General features: G+C 64.9%; 13 protein-coding genes. 4 read left to right on the plus strand and 9 right to left on the minus strand.

Going from position 1 to position 20,228, the window contains the following annotated elements:
- Nucleotides 1–89 precede the first annotated feature (89 nt).
- From BM315_RS12180 to BM315_RS12220, 9 genes are all read right to left on the minus strand, one after another.
- A complete protein-coding gene (locus tag BM315_RS12180; protein WP_090501284.1) occupies nt 90–1,499 on the minus strand; it encodes an efflux transporter outer membrane subunit in 1,410 nt (469 codons plus the stop codon).
- Entirely contained in the window at nt 1,496–4,660 is a 3,165-nt protein-coding gene (locus BM315_RS12185) for an efflux RND transporter permease subunit (protein ID WP_090501286.1), read from the minus strand. Before BM315_RS12185 ends, BM315_RS12180 begins: the two co-directional genes overlap by 4 nt.
- Nucleotides 4,653–5,852, minus strand: a complete 1,200-nt coding sequence (locus BM315_RS12190) for an efflux RND transporter periplasmic adaptor subunit (protein WP_141123942.1) — start codon at nt 5,850–5,852, stop codon at nt 4,653–4,655. Before BM315_RS12190 ends, BM315_RS12185 begins: the two co-directional genes overlap by 8 nt.
- A 282-nt stretch (nt 5,853–6,134) precedes the next feature.
- Nucleotides 6,135–6,959 (minus strand): bestrophin-like domain, encoded by an 825-nt coding sequence (locus BM315_RS12195; protein ID WP_090501289.1) that lies wholly within the window; start codon nt 6,957–6,959, stop codon nt 6,135–6,137.
- Nucleotides 6,960–7,179: 220 nt separating this feature from the next.
- Nucleotides 7,180–7,845, minus strand: a complete 666-nt coding sequence (locus BM315_RS12200) for a DUF3313 domain-containing protein (RefSeq protein WP_090501290.1) — start codon at nt 7,843–7,845, stop codon at nt 7,180–7,182.
- Nucleotides 7,846–8,073: 228 nt separating this feature from the next.
- Nucleotides 8,074–8,979 (minus strand): amino acid ABC transporter substrate-binding protein, encoded by a 906-nt coding sequence (locus BM315_RS12205; protein WP_090501292.1) that lies wholly within the window; start codon nt 8,977–8,979, stop codon nt 8,074–8,076.
- Nucleotides 8,980–9,026: 47 nt separating this feature from the next.
- A complete protein-coding gene (gene potE, locus BM315_RS12210) occupies nt 9,027–10,361 on the minus strand; it encodes a putrescine-ornithine antiporter (RefSeq protein WP_090501294.1) in 1,335 nt (444 codons plus the stop codon).
- Between the two features lie 66 nt (nt 10,362–10,427).
- The gene (locus BM315_RS12215) at nt 10,428–12,728 is read right to left on the minus strand and encodes an Orn/Lys/Arg family decarboxylase (RefSeq protein WP_090501296.1); all 2,301 of its coding nucleotides are present in this window, start codon (nt 12,726–12,728) and stop codon (nt 10,428–10,430) included.
- A 38-nt stretch (nt 12,729–12,766) separates the two neighbouring features.
- Nucleotides 12,767–15,067 (minus strand): Orn/Lys/Arg family decarboxylase, encoded by a 2,301-nt coding sequence (locus tag BM315_RS12220; protein WP_090501299.1) that lies wholly within the window; start codon nt 15,065–15,067, stop codon nt 12,767–12,769.
- A 334-nt stretch (nt 15,068–15,401) separates the two neighbouring features.
- On the opposite strand from BM315_RS12220, the gene BM315_RS12225 reads away from it, so the two are divergent.
- From BM315_RS12225 to BM315_RS12240, 4 genes are read left to right on the plus strand one after another with little or no spacing between them, the layout of a single operon-like run.
- Entirely contained in the window at nt 15,402–16,505 is a 1,104-nt protein-coding gene (locus tag BM315_RS12225; RefSeq protein WP_090501301.1) for an AI-2E family transporter, read from the plus strand.
- Nucleotides 16,506–16,512: 7 nt separating this feature from the next.
- Nucleotides 16,513–18,051 (plus strand): efflux transporter outer membrane subunit, encoded by a 1,539-nt coding sequence (locus BM315_RS12230; protein ID WP_090501303.1) that lies wholly within the window; start codon nt 16,513–16,515, stop codon nt 18,049–18,051.
- On the plus strand, nt 18,044–19,183 hold the full coding sequence (locus BM315_RS12235; protein ID WP_090501305.1) for an HlyD family secretion protein: 1,140 nt from the start codon (nt 18,044–18,046) through the stop codon (nt 19,181–19,183). Before BM315_RS12230 ends, BM315_RS12235 begins: the two co-directional genes overlap by 8 nt.
- Nucleotides 19,173–20,216 carry a DUF2955 domain-containing protein gene (locus BM315_RS12240; protein ID WP_090501307.1) on the plus strand — a complete coding sequence of 348 codons (1,044 nt, stop codon included), beginning with the start codon at nt 19,173–19,175 and terminating at the stop codon, nt 20,214–20,216. Before BM315_RS12235 ends, BM315_RS12240 begins: the two co-directional genes overlap by 11 nt.
- Nucleotides 20,217–20,228: the final 12 nt, after the last annotated feature.

Consider the following 20,228-nt stretch of genomic DNA (forward strand, 5'->3'; position numbering starts at 1 on the left):
GCTCAAACATGAACACCTCGATGCATGGGTTAACGACGCATGCCGTGGCAACGCCTCTGAACCTCCTCCGCTGGCGCGCGCCCAGGACTTTACTGGGCCTGAGCCGCCGGCCAACCGCCGCCCAGCGCCCGGTACAGGCCAACCACAGCACTCAGCTGTTGCTGGCGCGTCTGCGACTCGAGGAGTTCCGCCTGGAACAGGCTACGGTCGGAGTCCAGCACCTCCAGGTAGCTGACCAGGCCGCCGTCATAGCGCGCGCGCGACAGTCGCGCCGCCGTACGCGCCGCCTCGAGCTGGCGCTGCCGGGCGATGTACTCGGCACGCGAAGTACGCAAGCCGGTCAGCGAGTCGTCCACGTCACGCAAGCCGTTGAGCACCGCCTGTTCATAACCCAGACGCGCCTGCTCGGCACGCTGGCGTTGCGCCTCCTCCACCGACTTGAGCTGCCCCGCGTTGAAAATCGGTGCGAGGATGTCGCCGAATACTCCCCAGCTTTCGCTGTCGCCCTCGACCAGGTCGCTCAGATCGCGACTCGCATAGCCGAAGCTGGCGGTCAGGGACAGGGATGGCAGACGCAGGGCGCGAGCCACGCCAATGCGTGCAGTTTCGGCGGCCAGTTGCTGCTCGGCAGTCACGATATCCGGCCGCCGTTCCAGCAATGTCAGCGGCAAGCCGGCCGGAACCTCGACCGGCAATGTCTGCCGGGCCAACGCCTCACCACGCTCGATGAGCCGCGGACGCGAACCCACCAGTACACTCAGGGCATTTTCGGTCTGGCGCACCGATCGCTCGAAGGCTGCCACCGAGGCCTGGGCGTCGGCGGCCTCGATCTCGGCCTGGTTGACGTCCAACTCCGGCACCGTGCCTTTGGCGTAACGCTCCTTGATGATTTCCAGCGCATCTTCACGCGACTGCAGGGTGCGCACGGAGATGCGCAGCCGGTCGTCCAGGTCCAGCAACTGGAAGTAGGTAGTGGCCACCGCGGCAATCAACGAAATGGTCACATTGCGCGCGCTTGCTTCGGTGCTCAGCAGGTCCGCCCGTGCAGCCTCGGTCGAGCGCCGCAGCTTGCCCCACAGATCCACCTCGAAAGAAGCCGCGCCGTTGAAGAAATAGCTGCTCTCGGTCTCGGCGGTCGGCAGGATGTTGCGGCTCGGCGATGACCGACCGGCGCCGGCTGCGGCATCGATAAACGGATACTGGTTGGCCCGCTCGATGCGCAGGATCGCCGCCGCCTCCTCGATGCGCGAGATTGCCACGCCGAGATCGCGGTTGTAGGCCAACGCTTCCTCGATCAACGCATCGAGCCTTTGGTCAGCGAACAGCTCCCACCAGTCGAGATTGACGAACGCCGGATCGGTCGCGGCCGGTTCCTTGTAGACACTCGGCATGTCGAGTGGCGGACGCTGGTAGTCGGGACCGACCATGCAGCCACCAACCAGCAGCGACCCGGACAACATCATGGCCGTGACCAGCGGCCGTCTGCTGAATCCCTTCATGGCTTGGCCTCCTCGCTGCTGGCCGCTGCAGCCGCTGTTTTCTTCTTGCCACTCAGATACTTCTCGACGATCACGAACAGTCCCGGCACCAGCACTACCCCCACCAGGGTGGCGGTCAGCATGCCGGCGAAGGAGGTCATGCCCATGATCTTGCGCGCCTCGGCTCCAGCGCCGCTGGCGAGAATCAGCGGAATCACGCCGAGGATGAAGGCGAACGAGGTCATGATGATCGGCCGGAAGCGCTGCCGCGCGGCCGTCAGCGCCGCCTCCACCGGTCCCTTGCCTTTCTCGATCTCGGTGCGGGCGAACTCGACGATGAGGATGGCGTTCTTCGCCGCCAGGCCGATCAGCATCACCAGGCCGATCTGGGCGAACACGTTGTTCTCGTAGCTGGAACTGAAGAAACGCGCCAGCCACAGGCCGAACATGGCACCGCAGATGGCGATGGGGGTGCCGAACAGCACGCCGAAGGGCAGCGACCAGCTCTCGTACTGGGCGGCGAGGATCAGGAAGACGAACACCAGCGCCATGACGAACACCATGCTGCCGGAACCTTCGGCGGCCTTTTCCTGGTACGACATGGCGTTCCAGGCATAGGACATGTCGCTGGGCAGCACCTCGGCCGCCACCTCCTCCAGCGCCTTCAACGCCTGCGCCGAGCTGTAGCCTGGTGCCGGGCGACCGGTGACCTCGGCGGCGCGGAACATGTTGAAGCGGTAGGTGAACTCGGGACCGTTGGTCGACTCGTCGGTGAGCAGGGTATTCATCGGCACCATCTCGCCAGAGCTGTTACGCACATAGAACAGCGAGGCGTCGGCGAGATCTTTGCGGTAGTCGGTCTCGGCCTGGACGTAGACCTTGTACAGCCGCCCGAAGCGGTTGAAGTCGTTGACATAGGCCCCACCAAGAAAGGAACCCAGGGTCTGGTTGACGTCTGCCGGGGCGACGCCGAGCTTCATGGTCTTCTGGGTGTCCACGTCCAGGTAGAGCTGTGGCACAGTGGCCCGATAGGTCGTGTACAGCCCGGCGATCTCCGGGCGCTTGGCGGCCGCCTGGATGAACGCCTGGGTCTGTTCGGCCAAGTAGTCGGGGGTGTTGCCGACGCGATCCTGCAACATGATCGAGAAGCCGGAACCGGTGCCCAGGCCCGGAATGGCCGGCGGGCCGAAGGCGATGGCGATGCCTTCGTTGATCGCGGCCAGCTTGCCGTTGAGCCGGTGGGTAACCTGGGTGGCATGGTCACCCGCCTCGGGCCGTTCCTCCCAGTCCTTGAGCTGGATGAAGAAGAAGGCGTTGTTGGTCGACGAGGCGCCGGAAAGAAAGCTGTAGCCGGTCACCGTGGTGTAGGACTCGATGGCCGGGTCGGCCCCGAGAATGGCCTCGACCTTGGCCGCCGCGGCGTGGGTGCGCTCCAGCGAGGCGGCGTCCGGCAGTTGCAGGTTGGCCATCAGGTAGGCCTGATCCTCCTCCGGTACGAAGCCGCCGGGAACGGTGCGAAACAGCAACACCAGCGCCACCACCAGTACGCCGAGCACGCCGAGCGCACGCAGCGGGCGATGGGTAAAGCGACTGGTAACCCCGATGTATTTCTCCGTCACCCCGTCCAGCACCCGGTTGAAGCCGTCGAAGAAGCGCGAAAGGCGGCTCTTCTTGCCGTGAACGTGCGGCTGCAACAGCGTGCTGCACAGCGCCGGACTCAGGGTCAGCGCAACAATCGCCGAGATGACGACCGAAATGGCGATGGTGATCGCGAACTGCTGGTAAAGCCGGCCGGTGATGCCTGACATCGCGGCCACCGGCACGAACACCGCGGTGAGCGACAGCGCCGTGGCGATCACCGGGCCGCTGACCTCCTTCATCGTCTCGATGGTGGCCTGGCGCCGCTCCATGCCCCGTTCCATCTTCTCCGACACCCCCTCCACCACCACGATGGCGTCGTCCACCACGATGCCGATGGCCAGCACCAGGCCGAGCAGGGAAAAGGTGTTGATCGAGAAGCCGAGCAACGGGAACACCGCAAAGGTGCCGACCAACGCCACCGGCACCGCCAGGGTGGGAATCAGGGTGGCGCGGAAGTTCTGCAGGAAGATGAACACCACCAGGGTGACGATGATCGTGGCCTCGATCAGGGTGTGAACGATCTCCTCGATGCCGGCCGACACCGGCTTGGTGGTGTCCAGCGAGATCACGTACTCGACGTCCTGGGGGAAGCGGTCCTTCATCCGCTCCATCGCGGCGCGAATGTTTTCCGCCACCTCCAGGCCGTTGGCGTCGGGCAACTGGTAGACCGCCAGCACGGCGGCCGGGTTGGCATCGAAGGCGCCGATCTGGTTGTAGGTCTCGGCGCCCAGCTCGATGCGCGCGACGTCGCGCAGCAGCACCTGCGAGCCATCCGGGTTGGAGCGCACCACCACCTCGCCGAACTCTTCCGGCGTTTCCAGGCGGCCGCGGGTCTGCACGGCATAAGCGAATTCGGTGCCGGGCGCGGCCGGCGGGCCGCCGAGCTTGCCGGCCGGCGTCAGCACGTTCTGCTGCTGCACGGCGGTGACGATGTCCGGCACGGTGAGACCCAGCCGGCTGAGCTGGTCGGGCTTGATCCAGATGCGCATGGCGTAGTCGGCGCCACCGAAGATGGTGACCTGGCCGACGCCCTGGATCCGGGCGATCTCGTCGAGTACGTTGATCGACATGTAGTTGGTCAGGAAATCGGCGTCGTAACTGCCGTTCGGCGAACGCAGGGTCACCAGCATCAGCGGGAAGGCCAGCGCCTTCTTGACCTTGACGCCCTTGCGCTTGACGTCTTCGGGGAGCTGCGCGGAGCCCTCCGACACGCGGTTCTGCACCAGCACGTTGGAGATGTCGAGGTCGGAGCCGACCTCGAAGGCCACCGACAGGGTCATCTGCCCGTTGCCGGCGTTGGTCGACTTCATGTACAGCATGTTCTCGACGCCGTTGACCTTCTGCTCCAGCGGCGTGGCCACGGACTGCTCGACGTTCACCGCATTGGCGCCGTCGTAGGTGGCCTCCACCTTGATCTCCGGCGGAGTGATGTCGGGGTACTGGGCGATCGGCAAACTGCCCATGGCCACCAGACCGACGATGACGATGATGATCGAGATCACCATCGCGAAGATGGGGCGACGGACGAAGAACTCACCCATTTTTGCCACCCTTCGCCACCGGCGGCAGCTCGCTGGCGTCGGCCGGTCGCGGCTTGACCGTCATCTCCGGACGCAGGCGCAGCAGCCCCGCTACTGCGACCCGCTCGCCCGCCTGCAGCCCGGACTCGATCACCCAGTTGCTGCCGAGCCGCTGGCCCACCTGCACCTGGCGCACCTCCACGGTGTCGTCCGGCTTGATGACGAACACCCGATGCACCGACTGCAACTCGCTGACCGCCCGTTGCGGCAACAGGATCGCCCCCTTGATCTCGTCTGCATCGAAACGGACCCGCGCGAACATGCCCGGACGCAACAAGCCCTGACTGTTGGGAAACTCGGCCTCGATGGTCAGCGCCCCAGTGGTGGGATCGATATTACGGTCGACCTTGGTGGGCACCCCGCGGTGCTCGTAGAGGCTGCCATCGGCCAGGATCAGGGTCAGCGGCAGCCGGCCCATCTTGTCCATGCTGCCATCGGCGGAGCGGTTGCCCTGTTGCTGCTCGGCCAGCCGCCGCGCCGCATTCAGGTAGCCCCGCTCGGTGATGGAAACCCGCACCGCGATGGGGTCGGTGCGCGATATCACGTTGAGCAGCCCGCCGTTGTTGCGCTGGCTGACGAAGTCCCCCACCTCGGCTTCCGACAAGCCGATCAGGCCACGTTCGGGCGCATGGATCTTGGTGTAGCCGAGCTCGATCTGCGCCAGCTCTACCTGGGCTTTGGCCGCTTCCACGTAACTCTTCGCCGCATCATGGTTGGCGACGGCGGCATCCAGATCCAGCTTGCTGACCGCGTTGATCTCGGCCAACGGCCGGATGCGGTTGAGATCCGACTTGGCCTTGACCAGGCTGGTCTGGGCCTGCGCCTGCATCGCCTGCGCCTGGGCGACCTTGGCCTGGAACGGCTGCGGGTCGATGGTGTAGAGCAGCGCGCCCTGGTCGACGAAGGTACCCTCCTTGAAATGAATCCCGTCGAGAAAGCCATCGACCCTGGCGCGGATGGTCACGTCGGTGGAGCCGATGGTTTCACCGATCACATCCAGCGGAATGCTCACGTCTTGCGCGTCGACGGTAACGAAAGGAATTTCCAGTACGGCGGGCGGTGGCGGTTGCTTGGGTTCGCAACCGCTCAGCACCATCTGCACAATCGCGAACGCCATCCCCAGAGCCAGACGTTGGTGGTTATTCTTTGGCACGCTGCTTCCCCTTCAACGATGGTCGCCCCTCGACAACAGCCTCGGGTGCGCCGCAGTCACACGAATCACCTTACAGGCCAGCGGTAGCCCGCTCGTGAAAAATCCCTATTGGTTACCCTTTGCCGATCCAGGCTTGAAAAAACGGCAAGCAGCACTCGCTACGGTCATTGGATTGTCGTCGGCTCGCGCCCCCATGCAGCGCGCCTGAGCCATAGCGGTGGGATCAAGCACCGCTCATCTGTCGCACGCTCCAGTATGGTTAAGGTTGGGTGATTTGCCATATCAGTTGCCTCCTTGAGGCATATCCTGGGTCTTGCGGCGAATTTCGAAGGTTGTCGACATCTCCTCCCTGAGTACCACCAACGGCTGTTGCGATGCGGCAAAATAGCCACTCTCCGGGCGGTCGAGCGAGGCGATCAGCGCCACCACCACGGCGAACGAGATGGCCAGGGCCGGTGTTGCCCAGGAGCGCCTGGAACCGGCAATCGCGGTCTGGTAGCCGAACCCGGCCATGGCCAGGACCATAAGCGCAGCCAGCACCAGCCATATTTCGTCCGGAAGTCGCGTTTCCAGGGCGATGGTCACCCGCAATGCATGAAAATTGATCAGCTCGTTCAGCGATTCGATATAGAGGGCGGCGACATCCGAGTTCATGTCCACACGGGCATTGGCAACCGCCATTTCCCATAGTTGCCGGTGGATGCGCCCCGAGTCGACCACGACCCTGCGGATGTCGCCGGGCGCCCGCGTCAGCGCCGCCGCCAGACGCAAGTCCACGTATTCGCCGAAAAGCGCCGCGGCCTTGTCGCGATCGGCGTCCGGCAGAAAATCGGCACGCAGGAAGGCCGTGCGGATCGCATTGGCATCCTCGCGCACCAGCGCCTTGCGCGTGTCGAAGCGCTCGGACACGATCGCGAAGGTGAAGGCCAGGATGAACGCCAGCAGGCCCATGGTGGCGCCCGTGATCCCCGACGATGGTGACTCCTTCTCGTCCTCGGAGCGATTGTGAATGAAATGCCCAAGCCGGTATCCCGCCTCGATGGCGATCACCACCACGAGGACCGTCAGTACGAAAAACCCGACGATGGAAAGCCCATCAAAGCCCATACAACCCTCTCTTGGCGCAACCCCGCGGTCATTCCTCGCGACCCCACTTCCATCGCGATGATGTTCGGCGCCGGCACCGATGCTGCACGGCGCCTACGCGAATATGCCGCGCCTCGGCAGACACCGAATCCAGATCCAGAAACCGCATACCCACTGCGCTGGCGACCGGTGATCTGTAGCCAATGAGTTGGTACCTCTTGGCATTGATTGCCGTACCGACTTACTCGAACTTTTCGATATCGCGCACGATGCCGTCGATCACGCCCTTGAGGGTGGCCAGGGTGACCTGTGCCTCCTTGTTCTCCAGTTCCTTGCCATAGCCCTTGCGCACCACCCGCAGCACCGGCTGGCCGGTGCTGGCATCGAGCAATTCGGCCTCGACGAACAGCTCCGTGGTGCGATCACGGGCACCGGTGGCGCTGGTAGTAGCGGCCACGACCAGGGCGATAGGAATCACCTCGTAGGGCTTGAGTCCTTCGGCCTTGGTGTCCACGCCGGTAATCGCGGCACGCAGGATCAGGGTTTGCGGGCCGGGCTTGGTCCCCTCCTCATGCACCTGGATGCGCCGGCCAAAGGCGGCCTTGACCTGTTCGGAGGTGTAGGTCTGCAACTGATTCAGCGCCGGCGCGCCGATCTGCTCGGATGGACTCGGGGTGGGATAGAAGCCGATCTCCTGCACGATCATGTGCTGGTAGTTGTCGAAGTTGAAACCGGGCGCCAGCCAGCGCAGCACCGGCTGGCCAGTTGCGGAAGTGGCAGGTTGCAGCTGCGAGTAGTCGGCCAGGAAGCCGGAATATTGCTCCGGCTCGGTGACCTTCGATGCGCAGCCCGCGAGTAGCACTGCGCAAAGCAGTGAGCCGATGACGACAAGACGTGAACGTTGCATGGTGATACTCCTATGGATCAGTAATGTCTGTGTGGGCAACTGACAGACCGTTGAAAATCTGCCTACGTTGGCAATACGGCAGGACTCGCGTGCGAGCCCAGTGCGCTTTTGCTTCGCTACGCTCCTCCCTTCGGCAACTGCCTGCGGCTGTTACTGCGCTACGGCTGCTTTCGTGGGGCCGCCTAGGCCTTGTCTTGACCGCCTCGCCTAGGTTTTTCCACGGCCTCGCTAGGGCAACGCATAGACCCGCGACAGGATCTGGATCATCTCGCCCGGTTCGCCGAAGTATTTCGTGTAGAGCTGCTCGAGTTCGCCCGAGCGGTACAGGTCGCTCAGCACGGTATCCACCAGCAGGCGGAAATCCTCGTCGTCGCGCTCGAGTGCCATGGACACCGGGGCGATCTCGAAGATGCGATCGAGCACCATCAACTCGTCGGCGGCCTGCTGCTCCTGCACGTTGCTCTGCAGCAGCATGCGCTCGGCAAAGAACGCATCGACTTTGCCTTCGGCCACCCGTTGCACGCCCTGCGCGTGGCTGTCGACCACGACCAGGCTGGCGATCACGCCGAGCCGGCGCAGTTTGTCGCGCACCCAGTCTTCGGTGACGCCGCCTTCGAGGGTGGCAAAGCTGTGATTGGCCAGCCCCTGGTTGATGGTGGCGCGCCAGGTCGGGCCGCTGTGCACCGCCTCGCCATTGAGCGCATTCACCAACCCGGGGGCGGCGTTCTTGCGTACCACCACGGAGAGACCGGCGGTGTACACCGGCTGCGAGTAGCTCACCGACTTGCGCCGCTCCAGGGTTTCCGGCGAAGGGGTACAGAAGATGTCGACCTTGCCCGAGCTGATGGCGTCGAGAGCCTGATCAATGCTCAGCGCCTGATAGCGCACCTGCATGTCGGCCAGGCCCAAGCCGGTCTTGAGGCCGTCGGCGATCTTCAGGCACAGGTCGATGGCGTAGCCGCCGACCTTGCCGTCCTTCTCACTGGTGAACGGCGCCAGGTCGGGCACATAGCCCAGGGTGAAGGTGTTGCTCGTGCGCACGCGCTCGAGGGTATCGGCGCCGGCCAGCATCGGCAGCAGCGCGAACAGGCCGGTAAGCAACAGGCTGATGGTTTTGCGTGGCTTCATGTTCATATCCTGATCCCTACATTCAGATGTCTTGGCAATCCGGAATACAGTGCCTAGGACCTTGCAGCCGCGGCGGCCGCTCGTTCGTCGACAAAGTTCTTGGCAATGAAGCCGTAGAGCAGGTATCCGATCGCCAGGACGATGGTGGCGCCGAATACCGCGTCCTTGCCGGAGGCATAGATGGCGTAGTACGAGTAGGCCATCGCCACCAGCAGCGCCGCGACGTTGCGGGTATAGACCGCCGGGCTGACCTTGGCCTTGTGCATGATCACCAGCAAGCCGGTGAGCGCGGTGACGTAGGGAATCAGGTTGGTCACCGCCGCCAGACCGACCAGCTTGCCGAACTGCTCGCTGGCGTTGGGCGAGATGGTCGACAGCGCCATCACGGTCTGCAGCACGCCGCAGACGATCATGCCGATGATCGGTGCATTCGCCGCGGTGACTTTGGCGAACAGCTTGGGAAACATGCCCTGGTCGGCGGTCATCTTGGCGGTCTGCGCCAGGGTGAACTGCCAGCCGAGCAGCGAGCCGAGGCAGGCCATCACCGCCAGCGCCATGATGATGTTGCCGACCATGGGGTTGAACATTTGGGCGTAGACATAGGCGAACGGCGCCGAGGAGTTGGCCAGTTCGGCGTTCGGCACTATGCCCTGGATCACCGTGGTCGAGAGCACGTACACCACCGCGGCGCCGAGGGTGCCGAACAGGCAGGCCAGCGGCACGTCGCGCTTGGGATTCTCCACCGCATCGGAGCTCTGCGCCGCCGACTCCATACCGAGGAAGGCCCACAGGGTCAACGGAATGCTCTGGGTGATGGCGTCGCTGACGGCGATATTGTTCGGGTTCCAGGCGGCGGCGAACACCTCCGTGTCGAACCAGAACCAGCCGATCACGCTGAGACCTGCCACCGGGATGATCACGCCCCAGACGGTGATCGCACCGAGCTTGCCAGTGATGCTCGGCCCGCCGAAGTTGGCAATGGTGGTCAACCACAGCAGCACGATGAGGCCGATGCACAGCTGCATGGCACCGCTGCCCAGCCAGGGGATGAACGACGACAGGTAGCCTATCGCGGAAATACCGATGGCCACGTTGCCGATCGCCAGCGACAGGAAGTAAAGGAACGAACAGAGAAAGAACGCCGACTTGCCGTGGGCCTCCTCGCTGTAGGCCGACATGCCGCCCGAACGATTGCAGAAGATGCCGCACTGGGCGAAGCAGTAGGCGATGGCCATGGAGCCGATCGCGGTGACGATCCAGGACAGTAGCGAGACCGCGCCCAGTTGCGCCATGTTCGCCGGCAGCATGATGATGCCCGAGCCCATCATGTTCACCGCCACCAGCGTGGTGAGCCCCATGAGGCTCATTTTCTTGCTTGAATCAGCCATACCAGACTCCTTGCTCAGCTCGCAGCGGTGGCCCGGGGCGCGCATCGGCGCTCTGGGTGACTAGTGTTACTGCTTGACCACATAGACCCTGTAGGTAAGTTGACCCTGAGCGTCGCGCTCGACCTCGACCCCATGGTTGTCATGGCCGAAGCCGGGAAAATGGCTATCGAACAGTTCCATCGCCAGCAGGTAGTCGATGATGGCGCGCTTGTCGGCACCGGCCTTTTCCCCCGGCATCATCAGCGGAATGCCCGGCGGGTAGGGAACGATCTGCACGGCGACGGTGCGATCGAGCATGTCGCGCACGGCGATCTGCTCGATCTCGCCCTTGACCAGCCGGGCGTAGGTATCGCGCGGCGAGGAAACCGGGTCGGGTAGCAGACTGAAGGCCGCATCCATGTTGTGCAGCAGGCGCGAGGCCAGCATCTCCTGGTGCATCTCTTCGGCCAGATCGCGCAGGCCCATGCCGGCATAGCGCTCGGCATGACTGGCCAGCAGATCGGGCATCACCAGCTCCAGCGACGAGTTGCCGTCGTAGTGGCGCTTGAACTCCATGAGGCCGGCGGCCAGCGAGCCCCACTTGCCTTTGGTCACGCCCAGGCTGAACAGCAGCAGGATGGAGTAGGGTTCGGTTTTTTCCACCACGATGCCGCGACTGGAGAGGAAGGAGGACACCAGCGGCGCCGGGATGCCGCTGCTCTGCATCTCGCCTTCCAGCGTCTGCCCCGGGGTCAGCACCGTGACCTTGATCGGGTCGAGCATGCAGTAGTCGGAGCCCAGGTCGCCGAAGCCGTGCCAGCGGGCGTTGGGCTTGAGCACCCAGGCATCGCCATGGTGGAGGCGCTGCGGGTCGAGGTCGGCGAACGGCACGCCATCGACCTCGTCCGGCTGCCAGACGCCGAACCACCAGTCTTGCGGATCGCGTATGTGAATCTCGTTGCTCATGCGCACCATGGCCTGGCGAAAAGCGATGGCTTCGCCGATCGACTCGTCGGTGAGGTACTCGCCGGCGTCATCCATCATCTTGGTCGACACATCGGTGGAGGCGATGATGCTGTACTGCGGCGAGGTGGAGGTGTGCATCATGAAGGCTTCGTTGAACAGCGCCGGTTTGACCGGTACCTTGCCCGAGCGGATATGGATCATCGAGGCCTGCGACAGCGCCGCGAGCAGCTTGTGGGTCGAGTGGGTCACGGTCACCGTGGCATCGTCGGCATGCCGCTCGCCGCGGTGCATGCCGTAGCGCCCTTCGTACAGCGGGTTGAACCGCGCGTAGGCGTACCAGGCCTCGTCGTAGTGGATGCGATCGACCGACTGGCTCAACTCGCGGGTGGTGGTCTGCACGTTGTAGCAGAGACCGTCGTAGGTCGAATTGGTCAGCACCGCCAGCACCGGACGCGCCTGCTTGTCGCGCGCCAGCGGGCTGTCGGCGAGCTTCTGCGCCACCGCTGCGGGGGTCAGCTCGCTGTGCGGCACCGGGCCGATCAGGCCGCGCGCGTTGCGCCGCGGGCGCAGGTACAGCGGCACCGCGCCGGACTGGTTCAGCGCGTAGTTCAGCGACTTGTGGCAGTTGCGGTCGACCAGCACGGCATCACCGTCGGTCACCGCCGAGTGCAGGACCATCTGGTTGCTGGCCGAACTGCCACCGACCGAGAAGAACGAGTAGTCGGCGCCGAACACACGGGCAGCGTACTTCTCCGCCTCGGCCACCGGGCCGGAGTGGTCGTTCAGCGAACCCAGCTGGCCGACCGAGACGCTGAGGTCGGAGCGCAGCATCTGCTCGCCGTAGAAATCGAGGAAGCTGCGCCCCACCGCGGTCTTCATGAAGGCAGTGCCGCCGGTGTGGCCGGGGGTGTGCCAGGAGTATTCGCAGGTGTCGGCGAAGTTGACCAGGGCTCCGAAGAATGGCGGCAGGATGGTGTCGAGGTAGCGGCGGGCAGCCGCCTGGATGCGCCCGGCGATGAATTCGGGGCTGTCTTCCGGTTGCCAGATGAAGCCATCGATGTTCTCGAGGAACGCTAAGGGCACCCGGCTCTGATGCGCCTGGCTCATGCCCAGGATGATCGGCAGCTGGGCGGTGCGCCGACGGATCAGGCGGATGACCTGCAGCGCCTTGTCCAGATCGTGCTCGCACAGGCCCCAGCCGAGGATCACGCAGGAATAGGCCGGGTCGGCACGGAAGGCGATTTCCGCGTCCTCCAGGGAGCCAACCATCTCCACTTCGATCTCATGGGCCTGCAGTGCCCGGCCAATCGCCTGGGCGCTGTGGGTGACGATGCTGTCTTCAACTCCACGGGTGCTGAGTACGATGAGCACCGGAAAGCGCTGCGCCAGGGAGGTGGGTAGCGCGGTTGGCGAATGAGACATGAGAGACTCCTGCAGTGATAGAGGTGGCAGCACTCGCCTTATTTGAGGCACCAGAAGTGGTAGCCGCCATCCTTGTGCTCGGCGCCCGACACTTCCTTTTCAAATCCGGGGAAGCTGTTGCCCCAGTCCTGCAACGCCAGGATGTAGCTGAGCCAGGGGCCATCCAGCGCGCCCAGGTTCTCGCCCGGCATGACGATCGGAATGCCCGGCGGATAAGGCATGATGCCAACCCCGGTGACCCGGCCCGCCGCCTGCTGCAGCGGCAGCAATTCGGCGTCGCCGGCCTGCAGGGCCTGGAAGGCAGCGCGCGGGGTCATCTCGATCGGCGGCAACTGGCCGAAGGCCTGGGCCTGCAGGGCGTCCATGCGGCTGCTGCGCATGTACTCGAACATCTCGCGGCTGAGGTCGTGCAGGCCCATGCCGCGGTAGCGTTCGGGGTGCTGCGCGACCAGGTCGGGCAATACCCGCTCCAGCGCAACGTTGCCGTCGTAGTGACGTTTGAAGGCCAGCAGCACGTTGATCAGCGTGCCCCACTTGCCCTTGGTCACGCCGATGCTGAACAGGCACAGCACCATGAAGTCGGTGATGCGCGAGGGCACTATGTTGTTGCGGTAGAGGAAGGCGCCGAGCACGGGGGCGGGAATGCCCTCCGCCTCCAGCTGGCCGTCGCCCCCCATACCCGGCACCATGATGCCGACCTTGATCGGATCGAGCAGGCACCAGCCTTTCTCCAGGCCGGCAAAACCATGCCATTCGGCGCCCGGTTCGAGCTCCCAGCAGGCCGGGTCGGTGGCCAGCTGCTCGGCATCGGCGTCGGTGAAATCGACCAGTTTGCCGCTCTGGTCATGCACCTGGGGGGCGTTCCACGGCTGGAAGAACCAGTCGCCGCGGCTGGAGAATTCGCGGTGCACACGCGCCAGCGCCTGACGAAAATCCACCGCCTCGCGGATCGAGTCCTGGGTCAGGCTGTAGCCGCCGTTGCCATCCATCATCGCCGCGCCAATCTCGTTGGAAGCGAACATCGCATAGAGCGGCGAGGTGCTGGCCTGGATCACGAACGACTCGTTGAAGCGGCTGTGCTCGATCGGGTGACGGCCGTTGCGGATATGGATGAACGAGGACTGCGACAGCGCCGCCAGCAACTTGTGGGTGGAGTGGGTGGCGAACACCGTTGGCGCATCGGCCTGGTGTTCGGCCGGGTCGCCGCGCATGGCGAAGCGCCCGCGATACAGCGGATTGAAGCGCGCGTAGCCGTACCAAGCCTCATCGAAGTGGATGCGCTCGCTGCTCTGCGCCAGCAGGCCTTCGGCGCGCTCGGCATCCAGGCACATGCCGTCGTAGGTGCAGTTGGTCACCACCGCGTAGACCGCCTGGTCGCCCTTGGCCTGGGCACGCAACGGATGGCTGGCGATGGCCGCGGCGATGCGCTGCGGGTCGAACTGCGCGGGCAGGATAGGGCCGATGATGCCGAAGCGGTTGCGCGTCGGCGTCATGTACAGCGGCAGGCCGCCGCTGAGCACCAGCCCCTGTTCGATGGACTTGTGGCAGTTGCGGTCGCACAGAGCGAACTGGTTCTCGCCGACGCAGGCCATGAAGATCGCGCGATTGGAGCCTGACGTGCCGTTGAGCACCGCATAGCTGACGTGGGCGCCGAAGATCCGTGCGGCATAGGCTTCCGACTCACCGACCGGACCGCTATGGTCGAGCACCGAGCCGAGGTTGCCGCGCTCGATGCCGCTGTCGGCACGAAACAGGTTCTCGCCGAAGAAATCGAAGAACACCCGGCCCACCGGCGATTTGGTGAAGGCGATGCCGCCCTGGTGCCCCGGCGCCGCCCAGGAGTGTTCTTCCTTCATGGTGTAGCGGATCAGCGCATCGGTGAACGGCGGCAGCAGGTGTTCGAGGTAGCGCTCGATCGCAGCCACCACCCGCCCGGCGACGAAGGGGGCGGTGTCCTCGAGCATCCAGACGAATTCGTCGGCCAGTTCCATGGCCTCGACCGTGAGGCTTTTCTTGGCACTGCGATCGGCCATCAGGAACACCGGCACCTGCTCGTGACGCTGGCGGATCGCGCGCAGCAGTTCCAGCGCCTGGACATGGCTCGCGGCATCGTTGCTGCCCAGGGTCCAGTCGACGCAGATGCAGTGCAGCGCGGCGTCGGCGACCACCGACGCCAGCCCGTCCTCGTAGGAGGTGGCCTTGACCACGTCGGTATTGCGGTTGTGGAACTCGTCCACCAGGTCGTTCAGCACCCGACCCCGCGCACTCATCGGGTTAGCCAGGTCGTCATCGACCAGCAACACGCGTTTCTTCAGCTGGATATTCGTGCGTCCGATCATGAACCCTGCCCTCGCACTACTGATCCGCCCTCTGTCGGATTTATTGCACGCTAGCTCGCAATAGCCGGACAGCAAGTCGCTTCAGCGCGAAGATGCTCGACGTCTGATTTAGATCAAGGATTTCAAAGGAAAATTGACCAGAAATTTTTTTTGCGTAACAGCAGCGATTGAGCAGTTGATGGAAAAGGCGTTCTCTATCGTGCAAAACCGTTGCATGGGCCTTGCTCCAGCGCCGCCTGGCGAGCAGCTATCTTCTTGAGCAGCGCAACTATTGAGTGGCTATGCTGGGCTTACCGCCCCGGTCTCGTTGCAGCGACCTACAAGGAGATAATCGATGCAGCTCACGCCCACTACCGATAAGCCGCTGTCTCGCGGCCTGCTCGATGTGCTGATTCGCGCCGGTCTGATTGCGGTGCTGGTTATGTTCTGCTTCCAGATCTTCCACCCGTTTCTCAACCTGATGCTCTGGTCGCTGATCCTGGCGATCACCCTCTATCCGCTGCACCTGAAGATCAGGTCCAGGCTGGGCAACAACGACGGTCGCAGCGCAACGCTGATCGCGCTGATTGCCATCGGCGTCCTCATGGTGCCGATCTACCTGCTGGGCTCATCGCTGGCCGACTCGGTGGAGAATGCCCTGACCGTGGTCAAGAGCGGCAATTTCCATATTCGTCCACCGGCCGAGTCGGTCGCCGACTGGCCGCTGGTAGGCAAGCCGCTGTATGCGTTCTGGCTGCAAGCCTCCACCGACCTCACCGGTGTGACGCAGAAGTTCACCCCGCAAATCAAGGAACTCGTGCTCACCCTGCTGGGCAAGCTCGCGGGCCTCGGCATGGGCCTGCTGGTGTTCATCGTCGCCCTGATGATCGCGGGCATCTTCATGGCCTACGGCGAGGGTGGCAACCGCAGCGCGGTGGAGATCGCCTCGCGCCTGTCCGGCCCGGACAGGGGACCGCAGATCACCCAACTGTGCACCGCCACCATTCGCGCGGTGGCGCAGGGCGTGGTCGGCATCGCCTTCATCCAGATGCTGCTGATCGGCGTCGCCTTCGTCCTCAAGGGCATCCCCGGCGCCGGGCTGCTGGCCCTGGCGGTGCTGCTGCTGGGCATCATGCAGTTGCCGGCCACCCTGATCACCGTCCCGGTGATTGCCTTTGTCTTCACCACCGAGGGTGCCAACACGGCGACTATCGTCTTTGCCATCTACGTCTTCGTCGCCGGTCTGGCCGATAACGTGCTCAAGCCGCTGTTGCTCGGGCGGGGTGTCGATGTGCCGATGCCGGTGGTGCTGATCGGCGCCCTGGGCGGCATGGTCACCAATGGCGTGATTGGCCTGTTCATCGGCCCGGTGGTGCTGGCGGTCGGTTACCAGTTGTTCTGGCAATGGGTCAGGGATCAACCGAAGGATGGCGGACCGGACAACCAGCAACAGACCTGACTGCGCCATGTCGCCGTCACGTCTCCCAGGCTGCTTGCTGCTGCTCGGTGCCCTTGGCCTGAGCGGCTGCGTGCGCCTGGGGCCGGACTTCCAGCCACCCGGCGAGGCCTGGGTCGAGCGCTGGCGCAGTCCGGCCATCGAGCAGGCCAGCCTGCCGGCAGCACAACCCGATATCCGCGAGTGGTGGCGGGTGTTCGACGACCCGGCCCTCGACCGCCTGATCAGTGAAGCCGACGCCCACAACTCCAGCCTGAAGATTGCCGGCCTGCAGGTGATGGAAGCCCGCGCCCAGCTGGGCATCGCCCAGAGTGGGCGCTACCCGCAACTGCAGCAGGCCAGCGCCGACAGTTTCTACCTCAAGCGTAACCAGTCCGGCGGACGCAACCCGCAGGACAGCCAATTCTGGCAGCACAGCCTGGGCTTTGACATCGGCTGGGAACTGGATTTCTGGGGCCGTTTCAGCCGGGCCATCGAGTCGGCCGATGCCGCCTATTTCGCCGCCGAGGCCAATTACGAGGACGTGCTGGTGCTGCTACGCGCCCAGGTGGCGGAAACCTACTACGCCCTGCGCACCACCGAGGCCCGCCTGCGCGTCGCCCGCGAAAACGCCGAGCACCAGCGGCGCAGTTTCGAGATCACCGAGCGACTGTTCCGCAGCGGCGAGAGCGACGAACTCGACCTGCAACAGGCCAAGACCCAGTACCTCGGCACCCTGAGCAGCCTCCCGGAATTCGAGGATCAGGTGGCGCGCACCCGCAACGCCCTGGCCGTGCTGATCGGCCGCCCGCCCGGCCCGCTGCCGGAGCTGGTCGAACGCGAAGGCCTGATCCCGCTGATCGACCGCGCTGTGCTGCAGGATGTGCCGGCCGACCTGCTACGCCGCCGCCCGGACATCCGCGCCGCCGAACTGAATGTCGCCGCCCAGTCGGCGCTGATCGGCGTGGCCAAGACCGATCTCTACCCCTCGCTGAGCCTGCTCGGCAGCATCGTCTGGTCCACCAGTTCGCTGGACGGCGCGCCCGATACCCTGGATCTGGTTGGCGGTCCCAGCCTGCGCTGGAACCTGTTCGACTACGGCCGCATCGACAACAACGTGCGCGTGCAGGACGCCCGCCTGCAGCAGCTGATCGAGGTCTACCGCGACAGCGTGCGCCAGGCGGCGCGCGAGGCCGACGACGCCGCCCGTGGCCTGAGCAAGGCACTGGAGCGCGAGTTCATCCTGCGCGAGGCGGCGATATCCGCCGAGCGCTCGCTGACCCTGGCCAGCGCCCAGTACCGCGAAGGCTACGCCGACTTTCAGCGGGTGCTGGATGCCCAGCGGGCGCTGCTGGTGCAACAGGACAGCTACCTGGTGACGCGCAACAGTGCGGTAAGCAACCTGATCGGCCTGTACAAGGCCCTCGGCGGGGGCTGGCACAGCGCCCAGCCCAGGATCGACCCGGTCAGCCGCGTGCAGATGCAGCAACGCACCGACTGGGGCGACCTGCTGGATGACCCAACGGCCAGTGCAGCCCCGCTGCCACACAAGGACAGCCACGATGAGTGACGCAGCCCAGCCCGCCCCCCCGGTTCCGCCCACCCCTGCGCCAAAGCCGCCCGCCGACCCGGTGAACCGGGGGGTGAAGTGGGTAATCGGGCTGATCGCCCTGAGCCTGCTCTGGTACCTGCTGGCCGACCGCTTCACCCCCTACACCCAACAGGCGCGGGTGCAGGCTCTGGTCGTGCCGGTGGCCGCGGAAGTGGCCGGCCGGGTGACCCGGGTGCTGGCACGCAACAATCAGATGGTCGAGGCCGGCGCAGTGCTCTTCGAGGTGGATCCCGAGCAGTACCAGATTGCCGTCGAGCGGGCGCGCGCCGAACTCGAGTCGACCCGCCGGCAGATTGCCGCCAGCACCGCCGGCATCGATTCGGCGCAGGCCTCCCTGCGGGCCGCCCAGGCCAACGAACTGAAGTCGCAGCAGGATCGGGAACGCCTCGAACGGTTGTACCGCGAAGATCCGGGCACCATTTCCCTGCGCCGCCTCGAGGTATCGCGGGCCAGTCATGTGCAGGCCATAAGTCAGGTCGCCGCGGCCCGCGCCGAAGTGCAGCGGGCGCGCGAGCAGCAAGGCGGCAGCGACGAGCGGAACGCCCTGCTGCGCAGCGCCGCCACCGCCCTGGAAAAGGCCGAGCTGGATCTGGCCAATACCCGGGTGCGGGCACGCTCGGCCGGCCTGATCACCGATCTGCGCACCGATGTCGGCCAGTTCGCCGCGGCGGGCAATCCGCTGATGACCTTGATCACCATCCAGGACGTGTGGATCAGTGCGGAAATGACCGAGAACAACCTCGGCCGGATCGAACCCGACACCCCGGTATCCATAGTGCTGGACGCCCTGCCCGGCCGGGTGTTCGAAGGCCGGGTGCGCAGCGTCGGCTACGGTGTCAGCGTCGGCCAGAGCACGGCTCCCGGTACCCTGCCCAACGTGGAGAACAGCCGCGACTGGCTGCGTCCGGCGCAGCGCTTCCCGGTGATCGTCGAGTTCGCTCCGGGCGAAGTGAGCAAATTGGCCAAGCTGCGCGGTATTCGCGTAGGCGGCCAGGCCGACGTCATGGCATTCCCCAGCGAGGGCAATCCGCTCAATCCGCTCGGTCACCTGTTCCTCTACCTGATGAGCTGGCTGTCCTATGCCTACTGAGTGTGTTCGGCGTGAACCCCGCGCCCAACGTGCGCTGCGCCTGGCCAGCGGCACCGCACTGTGCCTGGCCGTCAGCTTCGGCCTCGGGCTGCCGCTGCCGTTCATTGCCCCGCTGTTCGCCCTGTTCCTGCTGGCCAAGCTCGATCGCCCGCTGTCGCTCAAGGCCGGGCTGGGCCTGACCCTGGTGGTGATGCTGACCACCGGCAGCGGCCTGTTGCTGATCCCGTTGCTGCGCTACGCCTCATTCAGCGGCGTGTTGCTGGTTGGCCTGGGCCTGTTCCTGGCCTTCCGCCATGGGCTGAGTGGAGGCAACGGCCTGGTCACGACCTTCCTGGCGATCGGCCTGACCATGATTTCGGCTGCCGGCACCGCCGATTTCACCCTGGCTCTGCTGGTCATCAACGCCCTGGTGCAGAACCTGCTGCTCGCCGTGCTGATCCTACCCCTCAGCCACTGGCTGTTTCCCGAGCCGACCGACGCCCAGCCAGTGCCGGCCGAGCCGCCCCTGCCCGCGGAAGAAGTCGGCTGGGTGGCACTGCGCGCTGCGCTGGTGGTGCTGCCGGCCTACCTGCTGGCGCTGATCGATCCGGCCGGCTACATGGCGATAATCCTCAAGTCGGTGAGCCTCGGCCAGCAGAGCTGTACGGCCACGGTGCGCAATGCCGCTCACGAGCTGATCGGTTCGACCCTGTTTGGCGGCCTGCTGGCCATCCTGTTCTGGTGGGCCCTCGGCCTGTTCGTACACCTGTGGATGTTCTTCCTGTGGATGTTGCTGTTCGCCCTGCTGCTGGCGCGCAAGCTCTATGGCTTCAGCCCGACCCGGCAAAGCCCAGGCTTCTGGCTGAACAGCCTGGTGACCATGATCATCCTGCTCGGTTTGTCGGTGCAGGACAGCGCCAACGGCAAGGACGTCTACAGCGCCTTCGCCTTGCGCATGGGCCTGTTCATCGCCATCAGCCTGTATGCCTGGCTGATGGTCTACCTGCTGGATCGATACCGCCAAGGTCGCGCCATGCGCCAACCCGACTGCTGAGGAGACTCCCCC

Source organism: Pseudomonas borbori (assembly GCF_900115555.1).
In the GTDB taxonomy this organism is placed as follows: domain Bacteria; phylum Pseudomonadota; class Gammaproteobacteria; order Pseudomonadales; family Pseudomonadaceae; genus Aquipseudomonas; species Aquipseudomonas borbori.

Excerpts from the sequence above, each read along its gene's own strand:
- BM315_RS12215 (WP_090501296.1), bottom strand. The coding sequence starts at position 12,728 with ATGTCTCATTCGCCAACCGCGCTACCCACCTCCCTGGCGCAGCGCTTT.
- BM315_RS12230 (WP_090501303.1), top strand. The coding sequence starts at position 16,513 with ATGTCGCCGTCACGTCTCCCAGGCTGCTTGCTGCTGCTCGGTGCCCTT.
- potE (WP_090501294.1), bottom strand. The coding sequence starts at position 10,361 with ATGGCTGATTCAAGCAAGAAAATGAGCCTCATGGGGCTCACCACGCTG.
- BM315_RS12185 (WP_090501286.1), bottom strand. The coding sequence starts at position 4,660 with ATGGGTGAGTTCTTCGTCCGTCGCCCCATCTTCGCGATGGTGATCTCG.
- BM315_RS12195 (WP_090501289.1), bottom strand. The coding sequence starts at position 6,959 with ATGGGCTTTGATGGGCTTTCCATCGTCGGGTTTTTCGTACTGACGGTC.
- BM315_RS12240 (WP_090501307.1), top strand. The coding sequence starts at position 19,173 with ATGCCTACTGAGTGTGTTCGGCGTGAACCCCGCGCCCAACGTGCGCTG.
- BM315_RS12200 (WP_090501290.1), bottom strand. The coding sequence starts at position 7,845 with ATGCAACGTTCACGTCTTGTCGTCATCGGCTCACTGCTTTGCGCAGTG.
- BM315_RS12180 (WP_090501284.1), bottom strand. The coding sequence starts at position 1,499 with ATGAAGGGATTCAGCAGACGGCCGCTGGTCACGGCCATGATGTTGTCC.
- BM315_RS12220 (WP_090501299.1), bottom strand. The coding sequence starts at position 15,067 with ATGATCGGACGCACGAATATCCAGCTGAAGAAACGCGTGTTGCTGGTC.
- BM315_RS12225 (WP_090501301.1), top strand. The coding sequence starts at position 15,402 with ATGCAGCTCACGCCCACTACCGATAAGCCGCTGTCTCGCGGCCTGCTC.
- BM315_RS12205 (WP_090501292.1), bottom strand. The coding sequence starts at position 8,979 with ATGAACATGAAGCCACGCAAAACCATCAGCCTGTTGCTTACCGGCCTG.
- BM315_RS12235 (WP_090501305.1), top strand. The coding sequence starts at position 18,044 with ATGAGTGACGCAGCCCAGCCCGCCCCCCCGGTTCCGCCCACCCCTGCG.